General features: G+C 30.4%; 17 protein-coding genes. All 17 read left to right on the forward strand.

The features are described 5' to 3' along the window. Positions 1–19: 19 nt before the first annotated feature. The 17 genes from SJY34_RS14295 to SJY34_RS14375 all read left to right on the forward strand — a co-directional run bounded on the left by SJY34_RS14295 (position 20) and on the right by SJY34_RS14375 (position 17,942). On the forward strand, positions 20–1,588 hold the full coding sequence (locus SJY34_RS14295; RefSeq protein WP_400076770.1) for a lipopolysaccharide biosynthesis protein: 1,569 nt from the start codon (positions 20–22) through the stop codon (positions 1,586–1,588). Further along, the gene (locus SJY34_RS14300) at positions 1,585–2,181 is read left to right on the forward strand and encodes a hypothetical protein (RefSeq protein WP_400076772.1); all 597 of its coding nucleotides are present in this window, start codon (positions 1,585–1,587) and stop codon (positions 2,179–2,181) included. Before SJY34_RS14295 ends, SJY34_RS14300 begins: the two co-directional genes overlap by 4 nt. Next, a complete protein-coding gene (locus tag SJY34_RS14305; protein WP_400076774.1) occupies positions 2,178–3,182 on the forward strand; it encodes a ParB N-terminal domain-containing protein in 1,005 nt (334 codons plus the stop codon). Before SJY34_RS14300 ends, SJY34_RS14305 begins: the two co-directional genes overlap by 4 nt. Further along, the gene (locus SJY34_RS14310) at positions 3,172–4,266 is read left to right on the forward strand and encodes a polysialyltransferase family glycosyltransferase (RefSeq protein WP_400076776.1); all 1,095 of its coding nucleotides are present in this window, start codon (positions 3,172–3,174) and stop codon (positions 4,264–4,266) included. The genes SJY34_RS14305 and SJY34_RS14310 overlap by 11 nt, the downstream gene beginning before the upstream one ends. An 88-nt stretch (positions 4,267–4,354) precedes the next feature. Next, positions 4,355–5,302, forward strand: coding sequence for a glycosyltransferase family 2 protein (locus tag SJY34_RS14315; protein WP_400076779.1), 948 nt, complete (start codon positions 4,355–4,357; stop codon positions 5,300–5,302). Next, positions 5,302–6,450: a glycosyltransferase family 4 protein gene (locus SJY34_RS14320; RefSeq protein ID WP_400076781.1), complete on the forward strand. Its 1,149-nt coding sequence runs from the start codon at positions 5,302–5,304 to the stop codon at positions 6,448–6,450. Before SJY34_RS14315 ends, SJY34_RS14320 begins: the two co-directional genes overlap by 1 nt. Positions 6,451–6,466: 16 nt before the next feature. Continuing rightward, on the forward strand, positions 6,467–7,597 hold the full coding sequence (locus SJY34_RS14325; RefSeq protein ID WP_400076783.1) for a glycosyltransferase family 4 protein: 1,131 nt from the start codon (positions 6,467–6,469) through the stop codon (positions 7,595–7,597). Beyond that, a complete protein-coding gene (locus SJY34_RS14330) occupies positions 7,598–8,812 on the forward strand; it encodes an O-antigen ligase family protein (protein ID WP_400076784.1) in 1,215 nt (404 codons plus the stop codon). 16 nt (positions 8,813–8,828) lie between these two features. Beyond that, complete coding sequence (locus tag SJY34_RS14335) at positions 8,829–9,995, forward strand: glycosyltransferase family 4 protein (RefSeq protein ID WP_400076786.1); 1,167 nt, start codon at positions 8,829–8,831, stop codon at positions 9,993–9,995. Between the two features lie 2 nt (positions 9,996–9,997). After that, entirely contained in the window at positions 9,998–11,431 is a 1,434-nt protein-coding gene (locus SJY34_RS14340; protein ID WP_400076788.1) for an MBOAT family O-acyltransferase, read from the forward strand. 5 nt (positions 11,432–11,436) lie between these two features. Next, entirely contained in the window at positions 11,437–12,324 is an 888-nt protein-coding gene (locus SJY34_RS14345) for a hypothetical protein (RefSeq protein ID WP_400076790.1), read from the forward strand. After that, positions 12,325–13,035, forward strand: coding sequence for a WecB/TagA/CpsF family glycosyltransferase (locus SJY34_RS14350; RefSeq protein ID WP_400076792.1), 711 nt, complete (start codon positions 12,325–12,327; stop codon positions 13,033–13,035). It abuts the gene before it with no gap. Positions 13,036–13,046: 11 nt separating this feature from the next. After that, positions 13,047–13,811, forward strand: coding sequence for a methionyl-tRNA formyltransferase (locus tag SJY34_RS14355; RefSeq protein ID WP_400076794.1), 765 nt, complete (start codon positions 13,047–13,049; stop codon positions 13,809–13,811). Continuing rightward, positions 13,811–14,659 carry a polysaccharide deacetylase family protein gene (locus SJY34_RS14360; RefSeq protein ID WP_400076796.1) on the forward strand — a complete coding sequence of 283 codons (849 nt, stop codon included), beginning with the start codon at positions 13,811–13,813 and terminating at the stop codon, positions 14,657–14,659. The genes SJY34_RS14355 and SJY34_RS14360 overlap by 1 nt, the downstream gene beginning before the upstream one ends. Positions 14,660–14,895: 236 nt before the next feature. Next, positions 14,896–15,981, forward strand: a complete 1,086-nt coding sequence (locus tag SJY34_RS14365; protein WP_400076798.1) for an MraY family glycosyltransferase — start codon at positions 14,896–14,898, stop codon at positions 15,979–15,981. Positions 15,982–15,995: 14 nt separating this feature from the next. Continuing rightward, the gene (gene wecB, locus SJY34_RS14370) at positions 15,996–17,084 is read left to right on the forward strand and encodes a non-hydrolyzing UDP-N-acetylglucosamine 2-epimerase (RefSeq protein WP_400076800.1); all 1,089 of its coding nucleotides are present in this window, start codon (positions 15,996–15,998) and stop codon (positions 17,082–17,084) included. Positions 17,085–17,204: 120 nt separating this feature from the next. Then, a complete protein-coding gene (locus tag SJY34_RS14375; protein ID WP_400076801.1) occupies positions 17,205–17,942 on the forward strand; it encodes a polysaccharide biosynthesis/export family protein in 738 nt (245 codons plus the stop codon). The last annotated feature ends 2 nt before the right edge of the window (positions 17,943–17,944 follow it).

Raw genomic sequence — 17,944 nt, forward strand, 5'->3', positions numbered from 1 at the left:
TACGCTTAATTCTTATATATTGAGTTTTTTCAAGTTAAATACAGATTCTGATAATCCCATAAGTAAGAAACTTGTTTTTGCTAACTCTGTGAGTATGGCAATTACCAAATTCTTAAGTATTACTGTATTTATTTGGGTTCAACAATATTTGTTAAAACGAATTTCACCAGGAGAATACGCTGTATATGCTATTATAAGTTCACTAGTTTTTTTATTACCATTTATTACTTCAGCATTGGTAAGTGCAGGTGTAAGATATATGATATTTGAATATACAAGACGAGATTTTGGTAAAATGAATAGGATTTTGTCTACTTCAATAATATTGAATGCCACAATAGGTTCAATAATATTATTAGTATCACTTCTAGCAGTTTATTTTTTAGATCACATACTTAGTATAGAGCAGGAGTATTTATATGATGCACAACTTATGTTTTTGATAATTATCATAACATTTTTAGTAAATTTTGCTTTGACGCCTTTGGGTTTAGGTTTACATATTACCCAAAAATTAGTTATTAAAAATATAATAGATTTAATAGTAGAAATATTAAAAATAGCATTGTTATTTTCTTTACTTTTTGGTGTAAGTACTAAGGCGCTTTGGCTTGTTGTAGCAAATGCTTTTGCGCTAATACTTGCATTAGGGGTTAGAATTTTCTTGAGTAAAAAGATTATACCTCAAATGAGCTTTTCTATAAGTTATTTTGATAAAGCCTTTGTAAATAAGTTTTTGTCTTTTGGTAGTTGGAATAGTATTATTCTGTTATCGAGATATTTGAGAAATTTTGCAGCACTATTTATATTGAATCGTTTTGGTACAAATACAGATGTTTCTAATTTTAATATTGGAAGATTTGTAAGTCGCCAAACTTTGCAAGTATGGGAGCCTATAAGATCAAGCATAGGCGCTCCACTTATTGCAATGCATAGTAAAAATCAATTTCAACGATTAAATGACACTTACCTAAAAGGATCTAGATTAGCGATTTGGATCACTAGTTTTGTTGTGTTTCCAGCAATTATATTTTCAGAAGTCTTTGTAACCTTATATGTTGGTGAAGTTTATATTAATGCTGCATACATCATAATGGCATTATTATCTATAGTCCCATTTCAAATGCTCAATGCAATGTTACCCCAAATTTCTGCCGCAATGGACAACCAAAAAGACTTGGCTATAAGAATGTTGACTATACAGGTTGTTAATATAGTTGCGATGTATTATGTTTTGGTAATAATGAATTTAACAGTTATCGAAATGGCAATATCAATTGCAGTAATCAATATTATAGGAGAACTATTTGTTATTACAATCTTTGCTAAAAGAAATTTGAATATTAAATATACTAACGTATTAAATAAAGGTCTAATGCCAGGTGTATTACCTGGATTTATTGCTTCATTATATTGGTTAGCCATAAATTATAATGTAGAAATAACTTCTTACATACAACTCGGGCTATTGGTATTGCCTGGTTTCCTTGTATTAATTTTTTGCATTTATACTTTTGGATTGCAACAAGATAAAAAGCAGATGTTGGATGTTTTCAGCGCAATAAAAAGTAAATGGTTAAAGCGATGAAATTTACTATATATCCAATAATATATTATAGTCAAAAGTTTATTCAAAATATTTTATATAGCTTGTCTAAAAAATATAGAATAAACATTATTTCTTTTTTTGAATTTATGGAGGATAAGGACTATGTCATAATAAAATTGGATACAAATAAAACACATTCAAATTTCCCTAGCGAATATAGAGTAGGTACAGATGTTGATATTATTGTTTTAGATAAAGACTTAAGTCGTATAAAATCTAAAATATTAGAGTTAAATTCAAATAAAAAATTACGTTGTATAGTAATTGAGGATAATCAAAATATTAAGATTAGATATCAGTTTGGTCAGTTTTTAAATTTTCAATATGATTTATCTACAAATACGACTAGTAATTTGTTTAATGATTGTTTGATTAATAGAAAGAATTTAAAAAATCTCAAAGTCCCCGAAATGAAATATGAATTGCTTATAAGAGCTAAAGAGTTAAGGGATAAACCTAAGAAAAAGCATCATTTGGAGTACTTGAAAAAACACAAAAATCAGATCGATTTTGATTTATTAGTTGACTATGACATGGATAATGATACTATTCAAAAAATAAAGAATTCTTGAAAAAACTTATTTATAAAATACTAGCTAGACTAAAAAAAATTGTGCTTTTTCCTAGAGAAGTCGTTAATTACTTTTCAATTGGAAAGCATTTAGTTAACAATACCCATTCAAAAGTAAGTCCTGCCTTACTGCTGGCCTTTCAATACGAAGACAATGAGTTTAGTAGAAAAGATGTTATTATTAGATATTTAGCATTAAAAGATAAATTTATTAATAACGATTCTAAAGGACTTCCGCTTTACCAAAAGTTAATGTCAGAACGCTTTAAGGAAAAACCATTCCATAATAAAGAAGAAGATTCCTTAGATGGAGTCTACCTAAATATGAAAACTAATGGATTCAATAAAGATTTTCCTATTCCGGTAAATTCAAGTTTTAAATTATTAGATGGTTCTCATAGATTAGCCGCTGCTATTATTAATGGTATCGAAGAATTGCCAATTTGTATTGTTCCTACACGAAACAAAGTACTTTTTAAAAAGGAGTTGTTAAAGCAATATAATTTTAATAGAGATGAATTAGCACTAATTAAAAAAACAGAAGAAGAGTTGTTTCTGAACTTAGGTGTTTATTTTCCAATTATAATTTGGCCAACGGCGTATCACCTAAAAAATGAGATAGAACTCGATTTGGGTTTTGAGACTAAATGTAAATTTGAGCTAGATTTAGATGCAAAAGAATTTACAGCATTTGTTCGTGAGATCTATAAAATTGATGACATAGCAGATTGGAAAGTAGATAAAAAGCTCGAAGCCATGACCTCCCAGCAAAACAAAATTAGCGTTATATTTATCGATTTTTTATTGCCCAATTATAGAAAAAAAGGAATTAACCAAGCTCTTATTTCTAAAACAGGTGAGAAATTAAAACAAGATATTAGAACCAAGTATAAGCAAAAAATTGAAAATTATATCTACGATATTATAATCCATACTGGCGACAACTACTTGCATAGTAAAAAAATAGTAGAAATTACAAGATCTTTTTTGAATGAAAAGTAACATTAAATCTAGGCTATTTATTGTCGCTGGCCCTTCCCAATTACTTTTTTTAAGTGCAGCACTTTTAAAGAATAAAGAAATCGAGAAGCAAACGTATAATGATATACTGATATTTAGGGGTGTTAATGTTGATTCTCAACGAAGATTATTGTGTGATGATATAGCTAGTAAGATATGGGAGTGGACTAAAGTAGTGAGGTTAGATGATATAAGTTATCACAATAGTCCTGATAAGAGAAAAGTGTTAAAAGCTCATTTTAAAAGTGTTATCCAAATATGGGTTTGTATGCCATATGGCGAAGTTGAAATTAACTTATCATTGGTTTTTCCTTCTTCTAAAATTATTTTTTTCGATGATGGCTTAGGTTCGTATGTTGTTCCCAATACATTAGGAGACTATGTTAATAAACCTTCTTTTATCAAAAAGAAACTCGCTTTGTTTCTAAAAAGAAATGTATATGCTTTTTTTAATATAATTAATCTTAAAGAGAGTGGATTTCCTTCTTTTTATCATGCTAATCGCTACATGTTATTTTCTTCTTTTTTCAAAAATCAAAAGAATTTATCACAAAACATTATAGTAGATTGGTCATATTTAAAAACTCAAGTATCAAAATGTAGTATCAAATCTAACGACAGTTTAGACATTAATGATCAAAAAGTGTGTTTAATACTAGGGCAATATTTCTCGCTTCATGGAGAATTGGATAGAGAGGAAGAATTATTACATTATATTAAAATTTGCAAAAAAATAGAGGCTAATGGATTTAGAATTTTATGGAAAGAACATCCCAAAAACCCAAATCCGTTTTTTGATAACCTTAAGCAAAGTTTTAATTCGATAGAAAATTTGAATGACTATTATAGCGAATTATTACCAATTGAATTGTTAGCAAAAAACTTATCGGTAGATTTGTATATTGCTTCGACAAGTACCAGTTTAATAATATTGAATAAGGTTTTTGGATCTCGTATATTATCGACAGCTCCATTATTGGTTGATAAGATGTCTGGAGCAGATAAATCTGTTGCATGTCTTTTAATAAAAGAATTAAAGGAAGAACAAATTTTAAAAAGTATATAAATATCTATTAAATACTAAATTTTTAATTAAATCACTCGTGAAGAAATAGAAAAAGCGAGTAGAGTAATTTAAATTTTATAAACATATTATGGTCTCAATTGTTATTCCAGCCTACAATAAGCAAGATTCTATTCTTGAAACATTAAATAGCGTTTTTTCACAATCCTTTAAAAATTTTGAAGTTATAGTGATTGATGATGGATCTACAGATAATACACAAGAAGTTATAAAGTCTTTTAAAAAGGATATTGTTTATTTATTCCAGGAAAATAAAGGCCAAGGTGCAGCTAGAAATACAGGTATAAAGGCTGCTAAAGGTAATTATGTCGTGTTTTTAGATGCTGATGATTATTGGGAGCCAACATTTCTCGAAAGATGCCATGATTTTCTTGAGAATCATCCTAATTTAGTTGCAGTTAATACTGCACAGAGAACAATCTATAATAAAAATGTATCTGAGATTCATCCCAAAGCACTTATTAAAGAAAATCCAGTAGTCATTGACGATTTCTTTAAAGTTTGGGCTGAGCATGATCATATACGGACCGGAACTGCAATGATAAGAATGAAGACGGTCAAACAAGCCGGTTTGCAAAATCCCGATTTAAGAATAAGTCAAGATCTGGAGTATTGGGGTCTTATAGCGACATATGGCAAATGGGGTTTTATTCCCGAACCACTTTGGGTTGGTAATTCAAGAATGCATGCAAAAAAAACAGGATGGACTAAGAAGTATAAAATTCGCAGAAAACTATGTCCTGATGTTGAGGAATGGGAAAAACGCATTTTACCACGTATCACCAAAAATGATTTAGATGCCTTTAGTGCTGTAAGAGGTCGAGTAGCAATAGGTTATGCGCATAATAAAATACTTGGAGGTAATATTTCAGAAGGCAAACGTATTGTTAAGAAATATCAATCGTCATTTCCTAAAGGACAAATGTCAAGGTTGTTACAGTTTGGTAGTCAAAATAAAATATTTTGGTTTGTTACAGTATTAATCATAAAAATAAAAGAACGTATAAAAGATTTGTAATGAAGATAGTTTGGGTTACACGTTCATTTTTAGATTATCGAATTCCAGTATTTAAGGCTTTGAAAGTTCTAAATAAGGGAGAATTTACACTTATTTTTAATGAAAGTTATGTGCCTTATTCTGTTGTAGAGAAAGTCAAACGCGAACTTAAGGAAAGTTGTATTGGCTTAAAAGGTGAGCTTACGTTTGGCAATAAAAGCACCACAAATAAATGGGCAAATAAAGGCTTAAGAATTCCATTTCAGCCCAAACTTATAAAAACTATTAAATCTCAAAAACCAGATGTGATCATAACTGATGGTTTTTTTCAGTGGACTTATGCTGCTCTTTGGATGCGTTTTTTTTATAAGACAAAACATGTCATGTGTTATGAAAGAACTGCGCATACCGAAAGAAACGCTCAATGGTATAGAATAAGTTACCGAAAGTTTGTGTCTCGATGGATTGACGCAATTTGTTGTACAGGAGATCTCTGTTCTAAATATGTAAAGAGTTTAGGTTTTAAATCCAATAAAGTTACAACAGGTCATATGGTTGCAGATATTGATACATTTTTTACGGATAAGCTAGAAAAGGCAAACATACTTAATCAACACAAAGATAAAAATGCAATTTTATATTTATATGTTGGTCGAATTGTCGAAGCCAAAGGAATTAATGAGTTGTTATTAACATGGGTTGCTTTTGAAAAAGGTAAAAATGTAGCCTTATATTTAGTAGGAGACGGACCAGAAAGAGAGAAATATCAAGATAGACTTAAAGAATTAAAGTTGACAAACGTATTTTTTATTGGTAGAGTAAGTTATGATAAAGTGGCTGATTATTATCAATCAGCAAATGTATTTATAATACCTACTTTGGAAGATAACTGGTCACTGGTGATTCCAGAAGCTATGGCTTCTGGTTTGCCAATCTTAAGCTCAGTTTATAATGGTTGTTATCCTGAATATATAACGAAAAATAATGGATGGGTCTTTGATCCATTAAATTATAATGATTTTTTAAACAAATTAAATACAAGCTATTTTTGTGAGAATTTAAACGATATGGGAAACGTTTCTAAAACTATTATTTCAAATTATACACCAGAGAAAGCAGCATTGAGTATTTATAACACGATTAAACTGATTAAAGGTAAAAAACAGTAAATTTAAAATATTTATAATGGTAATAGTTTGGGTAACACGTTCTTTTTTAGATTACAGAGTTCCTGTATTTATAGAATTAAATAAATTGTTGAATGGAAACCTTTATTTGGTTTATAATGCCAATTATATCCCGGATCGTGTGCATAACAAGGTACAAGAAGCTCTAGGGGGCAATGCTATAGGATTAAAAGGCGAATATAAGTTTGGTACTGATGATTTTGGGGATTTTTTAGCAAATAAAAAAATTAGAATTCCTTTTCAGCCTGGGCTTGTTAAAATGGTGAAATCGTTGAACCCTGATTTGCTTATATCTGATGGTTTTTTTCAATGGACCTATGCCGCACTCTGGCTTAGAAAGTTCAATAAAATCCCACATATTATGTGTTACGAGCGAACGAAGCATACAGAGCGCAATGCACAGGGCATAAGAATTAAATATCGAAAACTAGTATCAAAATACATTGACATTTATTGTGCATCTGGGAGACTATGTGGTGAGTATCTAGAAGATTTAGGTATTAATAAAAAAAATATTACTTATGGACATATGGTTGCCGACGTATCAGGTATATCAAAAAAGTCTTTGGAGAATTCTTTTAATAATAGTTTAAAAACTTACTTGTATGTAGGTAAACTAATAGAACGAAAAGGGGTAAATCAGCTATTAGAAGCTTGGAAGGTTTTTCAGGATAAAAAGGAAGAACATGTTGTTTTACAAATTGTTGGAGATGGTGAGTTGAAGAATTTAGTAATTGATTATTGTAAAAAACACAAGTTAAATACTATTGAATTACTGGGATATGTTGATTATGATAAAATGTATGAAATATATGCACAAGCAGATATATTTTTAATTCCAACACTTGAGGATAATTGGAGTTTAGTTGTTCCGGAAGCAATGTCTAATGGTTTGCCAATTCTTTGTTCAAAATATAATGGTTGTTGGCCGGAGTATGTTACAGAATCGAATGGTTGGGTATTTGACCCACTAAATAGAGAAAATTTCGTAAACCAGCTAAATCAAAGTTATCTTTGTGATAATTTAAACGTTATGGGTGAAAAATCTATCGATATAATTTCAAACCATAATCCAAAAAATGCTGCGCTTAATATCTTTAATACTATAGAGTTAGCAAAGAAGAAATAGATGTTAAAACTAGTAAAAGTTTTTAGAGGTTATTTTGCTGCTGCTGGTATTACAGGGAAGTTATTACTATTTTACCCTGTTATGATTGCTCTGTTGACAAGAAAAAGAGCTTTAGATAAAGCTTCTGTTATTGATGCTTCTGCGACTTTGCAAATAATATTCATGTTTATATGCTTTTTCATCATAACAAGAAGATATAAAAGAAATAAGTTGCTTTTTAAAAAAATCTTAATTAACAGCCCATCATTTTTTTTAATTTTATATACTGTATTAGGGTTTTTAAGCGCCCTATGGAGCTCTGGAACTACATTAACTTTATTTCGTTCTTTCGAATGTCTTACGTTTGTCCTTCTTATTACCGATGTAATAATTGTTTTAATTAAAAGATATAGCCCTGATGTTATTGTTAAATGGATAATTTTTTATGGGTTGTGGAATTTGGCTGCCGGAATATTGTTAAGAGTTAAACTTATTGGTTTAGACTTTTTTTTAGATCCATTTGTTGCAAATCGCTTATTTTTCCCTTTATTTTTCTTTATATTCCTTATTCTAGGAACAAAAAGAATACCAAAAATAATCATGCTGGTTTTTGGAATTCTGGGACTTTCAAATAAGGTGTTTTTTGGTATTGCTGCGGGTTTAAGTAGCTTTGTTTTTGGAAAAGCAAAATATAAATTACTTTTTATTTTTAGTGCTACAGTAATAATTGTAGCAGTTAGTTATGTGGGATTAGATAATCTTTTGCTAAACACCCTATATTATGGACGTGAGTCAGTTGGATTAGAAGATTCATCGGGTAGAGATGCTATTTGGGCTTACTTATTAGAAAAAGGTATGGAAAAACCATTTTTTGGTTATGGTTTTGCCGCTGGAGAAGCGAATCTGTTAGCAATTAATATGGATTTTCAGGCTATTAATGCCCATAATACGTTCATATCTGCTTTTGTTAATAATGGTATTATTGGTTTGTTAATTTTAATACTGTATTTTCTCTCTGCATTAAAAATGGGTTTTTCTAAATGCTTTCCTAAAGATAAATGGCGAACTGCTGTAATAGCCTCACTTATTATGGTAGTGGTAGTAAATTCGGCTGCACCAGGAGTAGGGGGACGTCTTTATGGTGCTTGGATTCCGAGTGTTTTTATTGTGACCTTTTTTATTGGGATGAAAATAAAGTTCAAATATGAGGCTACATCCGAAAATAAATTATCTTAATTTCGCATTTTTTTAGATGAGAGTTTTATTTATTCATAATAATTATTCGAATAACAATAGTGGGGAAGAGCATGCTGCTGAAAGCCTTGCTAATTTGTTAGAGAAAAATGGACACGATGTGGATTGGTACCGACGAAGTTCTGATATCATTAATGATTCATTTATTATGAAAGTAATGGCATTTTTTAGTGGATTTTATAATTTTAAATCTGTTCGTGAAGTAAAAAGAAAGATTGAAGAATTCAAACCAGATATTATTCAGGTTCAAAATATGTATCCCTTTATATCACCCGCAATTATTAGAACCATAAGAAAGAAAAATATACCCCTAGCACTTAGGGCACCTAATTATAGATTGTTTTGTCCTACGGGATTACATTTGGATGCTAATGTTAATCTCTGCGAAAAATGCTTAACAGGAGTTAGAGAATTTAATTGTATTAAAAAAAATTGTGAAAGTAATTTTTTTAAAAGTACTGGATATGCCTTGAGAGGTTATGTAGCAAGAGTATTTTGGGGTGTTACAAAGAATTTTGACGCTTACATCGTACAGTCTGAATTTCAAAAGAAAAAATTCATAACTAATGGTATTCCAGAGCATAAGTTATTTATTGTCTCAGGTCTTACACCAAAAATTTCTAAAACCACTACTATTCCTGGTGATAATACTGTGTCGTTTATTGGAAGAATTAGTAGGGAAAAAGGAATTGAAGAATTTATTGAAGCGGCGGCACAACTGCCTAAAATTAGGTTTAACGTTATTGGTAGTGTGTTAGAGTCTTATAGTGAACTTAGGACGAGTTCGCCAAAAAATGTGACATGGCATGGTTTTGTTAAAGGAAAAGCTTTAGATGAGTTATTTAAAAAGTCAAAAATAATAGTAGTCCCTAGCAAATGTTATGAAGGATTTCCTAACGTTATCACTAGAGCAATGAAGCATGGTAAACCTGTTATTACGAGCGATTTAGGTTCTATGGCTTCAATAATTGATCATCAAGAAAATGGACTTTTAGTTCCGCCAGCTAGAGCAGATTTATTGACTGAAGCGATTGAATCTTTGTATAATGACAACAGGTTATGTAAGATGTTTGGAAAGGCTGCTCAAAAAAAGGCCAATTCATTATATACAGAAGAAAGTGTTTATCAAAGTTTATTTAATGTTTACAATACTATAATCCACTAAGCATGTTATTTAATTCTTGGGAGTTTATCGGTCTGTTTTTAGTGACTTGTGTATTGTATTTTAACATTCCACACAAGTATAGAGCTCTATTGTTACTAGTGAGTTCATATCTATTTTACATATCTTGGCGTTGGGATTTTGCATTAGTTATGTTAGGGGTTACCCTAATTAATTATTATAGTGGATTAAAAATATACGATTCAAATACCTTTAGAAAGAAGCAATATTATTTATGGTTTGCTTTGATTACATCGCTATTACCCTTTCTTTATCTGAAATATGCTAATTTTTTTATTGCAAATGTTAATGAGGTGTCTCGAGCATTTGGCGATAAAAATAGTTTTTCTGAATTAGATGTTATTTTGCCTGTAGGGATTTCTTTTTTTACTTTCCAAGCATTAAGTTATTCATTGGATGTGTTTTATGATAAAACTAAAGTCGAAAAAAATGTTATTAATTTTAGCGTTTTTGTTGCTTTTTTTCCGCAACTAGTAGCTGGGCCCATTGAACGATCTTCTAGTCTTTTAGGTCAATTTAGAGAGAAGCATAGCTTCAATAGATTAAACTTTATAGACGGTAGTAAGCTATTTATATGGGGCTTATTTAAAAAGGTTGTTATTGCAGATAGATTGGCTGTCTATGTCGATAGAATTTATGAGAATCCAGATTTGTACAACACTCCGACAATTGCTGTTGCTACTCTCTTTTTTGCGGTTCAAATTTATTGTGATTTTAGTGGATATTCAGATATGGCAATTGGTACTGCGAAGATTTTAGGATTCGATTTAATGCAAAACTTTAACCTGCCATATTGGTCAAAATCGATAGCAGACTTTTGGAGACGATGGCACATTTCATTATCAACTTGGTTTTCAGATTATTTGTATAAACCCTTAGGCGGTAGTCGAGTTAATTATAATAGATGGTTGTTCAATATTTTTGTTGTTTTTCTAGTTAGTGGGTTTTGGCATGGAGCAAACTGGACCTTTATAGCTTGGGGACTATTACATGCCTTGTATTATTTGTTTGAAAGCTGGGGAGATATACTTTTAAAACATATAGGGCTAAGCAGTTTCAAGAAGCATCGCTTATATGGGATATTTAAAATAATATTGATTTTTGTATTAGTATGTTATGCTTGGGTGTTTTTTAGAGCGGCTAATATTACAGATGCCTTTGCGATAAGTACAAAGTTCTTTGCTAGTTGGGAAGGCTCTTTATATTTAGGTGCATCGACCGTTTCCTTTTTTCTTTCTGTACTTTTAATTATGTTACTTGTTGTGGTTCAATTTTTGCAATATAAATGCATAACATCGTTATATTTTTCAAAATCTAAGATACACCCAATAGGTCAATTGTTATGGTATGTATTACTTTTATTAGCGATATCAATGTTGGGTATTAGTTCTAATTCTTTTATCTATTTTCAATTTTAATTGGCATGTCTAAAAAAGCATTTATTATATATGTAGTTTCTTTTGTTTGTTTATTCATCGTTATAGATCGTGTGGCTAATAAATTTTTAGTTGAAGGATTGAACCGTTATTATGGTATTGGTGAACTTAACCAAGTTGCTTTAGTAGGACATTCACACTTGATGTTGGGAATTGATAAAATACAGATAGAGGAAACCTTAAAAACTAAAGTGACAAAGTATACAAGAGAAGGAGTAAATGTAAGTGATAGATTGGTAATGATAAAGCAGTTGATTGATAAAAACCCTAATCTTAAAACCATTATTTATGGCGTAGACGCTTGGACATTTACAGGCGAAGGATTGAGTAAAAACTCATATAAGTTATTTTACCCGTTTTTAGATGATTCTAGTATCGATAATTATGTTCATGCAAATGGTGACCCATTGGACTATATTTCAAAAAAATGGGTAAAGTCTAGTCGTTATAATGAGCAATTGGTTTCTAGTGCCATGAGAGGTTATTTAGAAAAATGGGATAATCTTAAATATGGAATTGTAGATACATTGAAGTTAAATAAAACTATCGAAAAAGGCACTTTTAGAAAAATAAATAATAATTTTAAAAATATTGAAGTATTCAAAGAAACGTTAAAATTGCTAATGGAAAATGATATTAACGTTATATTAATGTATGTTCCAACAATAGATAAATTAGAGACAGTTCAACAGGTAGACTTCGATCTAACCATCAAAATTTTTGAAGATCTTACAAATGATACAGTGAAATTTCTAAACCTTCAAGAACCTTGGTCAAAGAGATATGATTTGTTTTATGACCCTATTCATTTAAACCCAGAGGGTCAGCGGCAAATTACAAAAGAATTAGTTAAATTTTTAAAATCAAATAAGTAAATGTCAACATTATTAGGATATAATGTACACGCGACTTCTTTAGAGTCCATTGATTTAAATAAGATTAAGATTATTAATACTATTAATCCGCATAGCTATTGCGTTGCTAAGAATGATACTGTGTTTATGGAGGCTTTAAAGCAATCTGATGTTCTTTTGCCAGACGGAATCGGTATAGTATGGGCCGAACGTTTTTTAAATGGTAACAGTATAAAAAAAATAGCAGGCTATGATTTATTTATGTTTTTAATGAAAAGCTTAAATAAAACATCTGGGAGTTGTTTTTTTCTCGGCGCATCTGAGGCGACCCTTAAAAAAATAGAAGATAAGGTTAAAATAGATTTCCCAAACATACAAGTATTTAGTTATTCTCCCCCATTTAAAGCGGAATTCTCAGAAGAAGATTCGTTAGTAATGTGTGAAAAAGTAAATCAAGTAAAACCTAACATCTTATTTGTAGGAATGACAGCACCAAAACAAGAAAAATGGGTGTTTCAAAATAAAGAAAGATTAGAGTCTCAAATAATTTGTTCTATAGGGGCTGTTTTTGATTTTTATGCTGGTAATATTTCACGAGCGCCTAATATTCTAATAAAATTAGGGTTAGAATGGGTTCATAGAAGTGTAAAAAACAAGAGGTTATTGAAACGAAACTTGGTGTCAAATCCAAAATTTGTATTTGAGGTGATGAAATATAAATTTAGAAAATAAAAAACTCAACAATGAATATCGTAATAATTACGCAAAATGAACCTTTTTATTTAGCAGAAAATTTAAAATATCTCATCGAGATAATGCCAGAACATTCAAAAATTGTTGGGTGTGTGGTTGCTGATGTTTCCCCTTTTGGAAAAAAGGAATCCTTTTTAAAAAAAGCAAAGCGCACCTATAAAATTTTTGGTTTAAACTTTTTCTTATATTATTCGAAAAAATATATTCTATCTAAGTTTAATAAGCAGAAAAATATTTTTCATTTATTGAATCAATATAAAATACCAGAAATAAACTTAGACCATCATATAAATCATAAAGAATCTGTTGCTAAGATTAAATCGCATCAACCAGATTTATTAATTTCTATTTTAGGGAATCAGATTTTTAAAGAGCCTATTATCAATTTAGCGCCAAAAGGTTGTATTAATTTGCATACAGCTTTGCTTCCTAAATATAGAGGGTTAATGCCTACATTTTGGGTGTTAAAAAATAATGAAGAAAAGACAGGTGTTTCTGTGTTTTATGTTGATAAAGGTATAGATAGTGGTCCAATTATTGTTCAAAAAGAGGCTGAAATCGGAGGAAGGACTCAAGAAGAATTAATTAGATATACAAAAAAGATAGGTATGGAAGCTATCGCTGAAAGTATCGATTTAATTTTTAAAAATGAAGTTGTATTAATAGATAATGATGCTTCAAAAAAAACATACTTTACGTTCCCTACTAAAAAAGATGTTGATGAATTTAAAAGAAAAGGTAAAAAATTCTATTAATGAATATATTAACTTTTGACATAGAGGAATGGTTTCATATTCTCGATAATAAATCTACTCAATCCGAATCGGAATGGGCGAGTTATGAGAGTAGAATTCATCAAAATATGGATAGAATCTATAGGATTCTAGATAAAAACAACGTGAAAGCAACTTTTTTTTGTCTTGGGTGGATTGCAGAAAAATATCCTGAAGTGATAAAAGAAATTTGTAATAGAGGTTATGAAATTGGGTCGCATACCAGAATGCACCAACTTGTGTATTCTCAAACACCAAATCAATTTAAAGCGGATGTTGAGCATTCCATCCATACATTAGAGGATTTGACAGGTAAAAAAGTTAAATATTTTAGAGCTCCTGGATTTTCAATCACAGAGAAAACAAAATGGGCTTTTGAAATATTGGTTGAATTGGGTATTGAGATAGATTGCTCAATTTTTCCTGCAGTAAGAAGTCATGGTGGCTTTCCGAGTTATGGAACTCCCAAGCCGTCGATATTAGAGTACAAAGGTGTTAGTATAAAAGAACTACCTATTAATTACTCGAGCTTGCTTTCGACAACACTTATTTTTTCAGGTGGAGGTTACTTTAGACTATTGCCTTATAAAATTATTAAAAAATGGACAAAACAATCTGATTACGTTATGACGTATTTTCATCCAAGAGATTTTGACACAGGTCAACCTGTTATAAAAGAATTATCCTATTCTAGAAGATTTAAGTCTTATGTCGGTATAGGTAAAGCAGAATTTAAGCTAGATAAATGGTTGAGAGATTGTGATTTTGTTGATGTTAATACAGCGAATAAACAAATTGATTGGAATAGCGTGGTCAAAGTCCAACTTTAAAAATATAATTGAAAATTACTTTGTAAATCAGAGCTGTAATTTTTTCTCTAATAAATAATGTTATACAATTTTTAGAAATGTAATTTTCAAAGTGTTAAAGAATGAGTTTTCTTGAGAAAAATCTTGCCAATGAAGGTTTTTCGGTAAACCTCTAAAATATCCCTAATATGCATTTAATATATTTGAGTTATTAATTTGTACCTTTACCTCGAAACCCCAATTGAAAATCGTTGCTTATGATTAAAAATTTACTAGAGAACTTTTCTCCAGAGGATAATTTGATTATTTGGCTTATTTCAGCATTTATTCTAGCTTTTGTTATAGCTTATCAATCTTTCCCTACCATATTATATGTTGCAAGAACAAAGCATTTAATGGATGAACCAGACAGAAGGAGCTTACATACAAATAAAACACCGACACTAGGTGGGATTGGTATTTTTATAAGTTTAGTGGTTGTTATGACAATAACAGGTGCTTACTTAAATACTAAGGTTCTTTTATTGGTTATGGGTGGTTTAACTATATTGTTTTTTCTTGGTTTAAAAGATGATTTAACCGTATTAGCGCCTCATAGAAAATTCACAGGACAACTTATCTCTGCCCTCTTGCTTGTGTTTTTTACAAATACAAGAATTATAGGGCTTTCAGATATCATGGATATTAATGAGATACCTTATTGGTTGTCTATTTGTTTTACTTTATTCGTTTACATTCTTATCATAAACGCTTATAATTTAATAGATGGAATTGATGGTTTGGCCGGTACAATTGCCTTAACGGCTAGTGCAGTATTTGTTTATTTATTTATAAAAGCAGGAGAGTTAAGTTTAGCTACAATTGCGGTCGCTTTAGGAGGTGCATTGTTAGCTTTTTTGAGACATAATTTTTCATCGAAGAGAAAAATTTTCATGGGAGATACAGGATCTATGATTGTTGGTTTTTTGCTAGCTTTTTTTACTATTAGTTTTATTCATAAAGCGCAGACAGACATACTAATAGAATATCATTATGCTGCTCCAGCTTTGGCATTGGCTATTCTTTTTTATCCTCTTATGGACACCTTTCGTGTTTTTTTTATCAGAATTATAATTCATAAATCAAGTCCGTTTAAACCAGATAAAAATCACGTGCATCATCGTTTTATAAGTAGTGGATACAGTAGTTTAGTTACGACAATTCTTATAACTGGCATCAATCTTATCATTATTTTAATAGCTTTTAATTTAGTACATCTTAATTTAAATACCCAAATAATACTTTTGATGTTTTATGGCCCTGTTTTATATGTGATACCCTTCATGGTGAAAAAAATATTTTAATCTAAATATTAACTATGCTAAAAGTTACCATAGTTGCTGGGGCAAGACCAAATCTTATGAAGATTGCCCCTATTGTTCATTCTATTCAGAAAGCAAGAAGTGACAATATTAAAATTGATTTTAGATTAGTTCATACAGGTCAACATTATGATCAAAATATGTCAGGAAGCTTTTTTGAACAATTAGAAATTCCTAAACCACATGTCAATTTAGAGTGTAAAGGTGGTTCTCAAGCAGAACAAACAGCTAAAATTATGATTCAGTTCGAAAAAGAATTGATATCTAATCCAGCAGACCTCGTACTCGTAGTCGGTGACGTGACATCTACTATGGCTTGTGCTTTAGTTGCTCAAAAACTGTTTACAAAAGTAGCGCATGTTGAAGGTGGAATTCGATCTAATGATTGGACGATGCCTGAAGAAATCAATAGATTAGTTACTGATAGTATTACGAATTACTTTTTTACTACTTCAGAAACTGCGAATACTAATCTAAAGAAAAGTGGAGTTGATGGCAGTCAAATTTTTTTCGTTGGTAATACGATGATTGATACTTTAATGAAACAGAGACCAAACTTTAAGAAACCTCAGATTTGGAAAGATCTGCAGCTTTCTAATGGTAATTATATTGTTATGACACTTCATAGACCTAATAATGTAGATGAGCAATGTCAATTGAGAGATATGATAAATGAAATTATAGCTAATACCAGAGATTTACATTTAGTTTTTCCAGTACACCCTCGAACTCAAAAGATACTTAAACGACTCAATATTGATCACCCTAGACTTCATGCAATTGAACCATTGAGTTACTTGGAATTTAATTATCTTGTTGAACGTGCCAAGGCGGTTATTACCGATTCTGGAGGTGTTACTGAAGAAGCATCTGTACTCCGCGTTCCGTGCTTAACATTAAGGAATAATACAGAAAGGCCAGAAACGATTACACTAGGTACAAATGAATTAATCGGTACAGACCCCAAAAGACTAAAGTCCTATTTAAAGATTTTATTTAATGGTAATTGGAAAAAAGGTCATGATATTCCACTGTGGGATGGACATGCTGCAGACCGAATCGTAGAATGTATAAAAAATATATAGCTCTGGCGTTGTAATTTTATTCTTTAAGTCTATGTCCTTCAAACTTTGAGATTGTCATAAATACATTATATTTGTCAGTTAATTTAATAGCTGATTATGAAATTGAAATTTATTGGAATAATGTTCTTGTTTCTAATGGCTTCTTGCGCCTCTAAAAAAGATATTTTATATATTCAAGATGCCAGTCAAAATAATGGATCAAAACTAGTTTATCAAGATATAACTATTCAGCCGAATGATATTTTAAAAATAGACATCGAGAGTTTTGAACCTTTAGCAGCAATTCCTTACAACAAAAAGAGTTCTCAAGGTCTCCAGAATCAGAATCTTGACATCATGAAATTAGATGGATATATTGTTTCTAAAGATAATACAATTAAAGTACCAATTTTAGGAGAAATATCAACTCAAAATAAAACTACAAATCAATTAGAGGATTTTATTAGTAAAAAGCTAGTTAGAGAAGGACATCTTTCAGACGCAAGAGTTAGCGTAAGTTTACTTAATGCTAAGGTGACCGTTTTAGGTGAGGTTAATCGGCCAGGAACGTTTAATTATACAGACCAGAGTATGACGATTTTACAAGCTTTGGGCTATGCTGGGGATTTAACAATTGAAGGAAAAAGAGATGATATATTAATGACTAGGGAGGAAAATGGTGTCCGTAAGATTACACATATAGATCTTACTTCTGCAGATTTTATGAACAGTGAGTTTTATTTTATTAAGCCGAATGATTTAATTATAGTTAATCAAAATGATCCTAGGGTGAAAAATGCTGGCTTTATTAAGAACGTAGGTACTGTATTAACAATCGCGTCTCTAGCGCTTAGTATAACAATATTATTATCACGCTAATT

Source organism: Winogradskyella sp. R77965 (assembly GCF_044594915.1).
Classification (GTDB): domain Bacteria; phylum Bacteroidota; class Bacteroidia; order Flavobacteriales; family Flavobacteriaceae; genus Winogradskyella.

What these genes read in the sequence shown, in the direction of transcription:
- SJY34_RS14300 (WP_400076772.1), top strand. Translation starts at nt 1,585, where the DNA reads ATGAAATTTACTATATATCCAATAATATATTATAGTCAAAAGTTTATT.
- SJY34_RS14310 (WP_400076776.1), top strand. Translation starts at nt 3,172, where the DNA reads ATGAAAAGTAACATTAAATCTAGGCTATTTATTGTCGCTGGCCCTTCC.
- SJY34_RS14315 (WP_400076779.1), top strand. Translation starts at nt 4,355, where the DNA reads ATGGTCTCAATTGTTATTCCAGCCTACAATAAGCAAGATTCTATTCTT.
- SJY34_RS14320 (WP_400076781.1), top strand. Translation starts at nt 5,302, where the DNA reads ATGAAGATAGTTTGGGTTACACGTTCATTTTTAGATTATCGAATTCCA.
- SJY34_RS14325 (WP_400076783.1), top strand. Translation starts at nt 6,467, where the DNA reads ATGGTAATAGTTTGGGTAACACGTTCTTTTTTAGATTACAGAGTTCCT.
- SJY34_RS14330 (WP_400076784.1), top strand. Translation starts at nt 7,598, where the DNA reads ATGTTAAAACTAGTAAAAGTTTTTAGAGGTTATTTTGCTGCTGCTGGT.
- SJY34_RS14335 (WP_400076786.1), top strand. Translation starts at nt 8,829, where the DNA reads ATGAGAGTTTTATTTATTCATAATAATTATTCGAATAACAATAGTGGG.
- SJY34_RS14340 (WP_400076788.1), top strand. Translation starts at nt 9,998, where the DNA reads ATGTTATTTAATTCTTGGGAGTTTATCGGTCTGTTTTTAGTGACTTGT.
- SJY34_RS14345 (WP_400076790.1), top strand. Translation starts at nt 11,437, where the DNA reads ATGTCTAAAAAAGCATTTATTATATATGTAGTTTCTTTTGTTTGTTTA.
- SJY34_RS14350 (WP_400076792.1), top strand. Translation starts at nt 12,325, where the DNA reads ATGTCAACATTATTAGGATATAATGTACACGCGACTTCTTTAGAGTCC.
- SJY34_RS14355 (WP_400076794.1), top strand. Translation starts at nt 13,047, where the DNA reads ATGAATATCGTAATAATTACGCAAAATGAACCTTTTTATTTAGCAGAA.
- SJY34_RS14360 (WP_400076796.1), top strand. Translation starts at nt 13,811, where the DNA reads ATGAATATATTAACTTTTGACATAGAGGAATGGTTTCATATTCTCGAT.
- SJY34_RS14365 (WP_400076798.1), top strand. Translation starts at nt 14,896, where the DNA reads ATGATTAAAAATTTACTAGAGAACTTTTCTCCAGAGGATAATTTGATT.
- wecB (WP_400076800.1), top strand. Translation starts at nt 15,996, where the DNA reads ATGCTAAAAGTTACCATAGTTGCTGGGGCAAGACCAAATCTTATGAAG.
- SJY34_RS14375 (WP_400076801.1), top strand. Translation starts at nt 17,205, where the DNA reads ATGTTCTTGTTTCTAATGGCTTCTTGCGCCTCTAAAAAAGATATTTTA.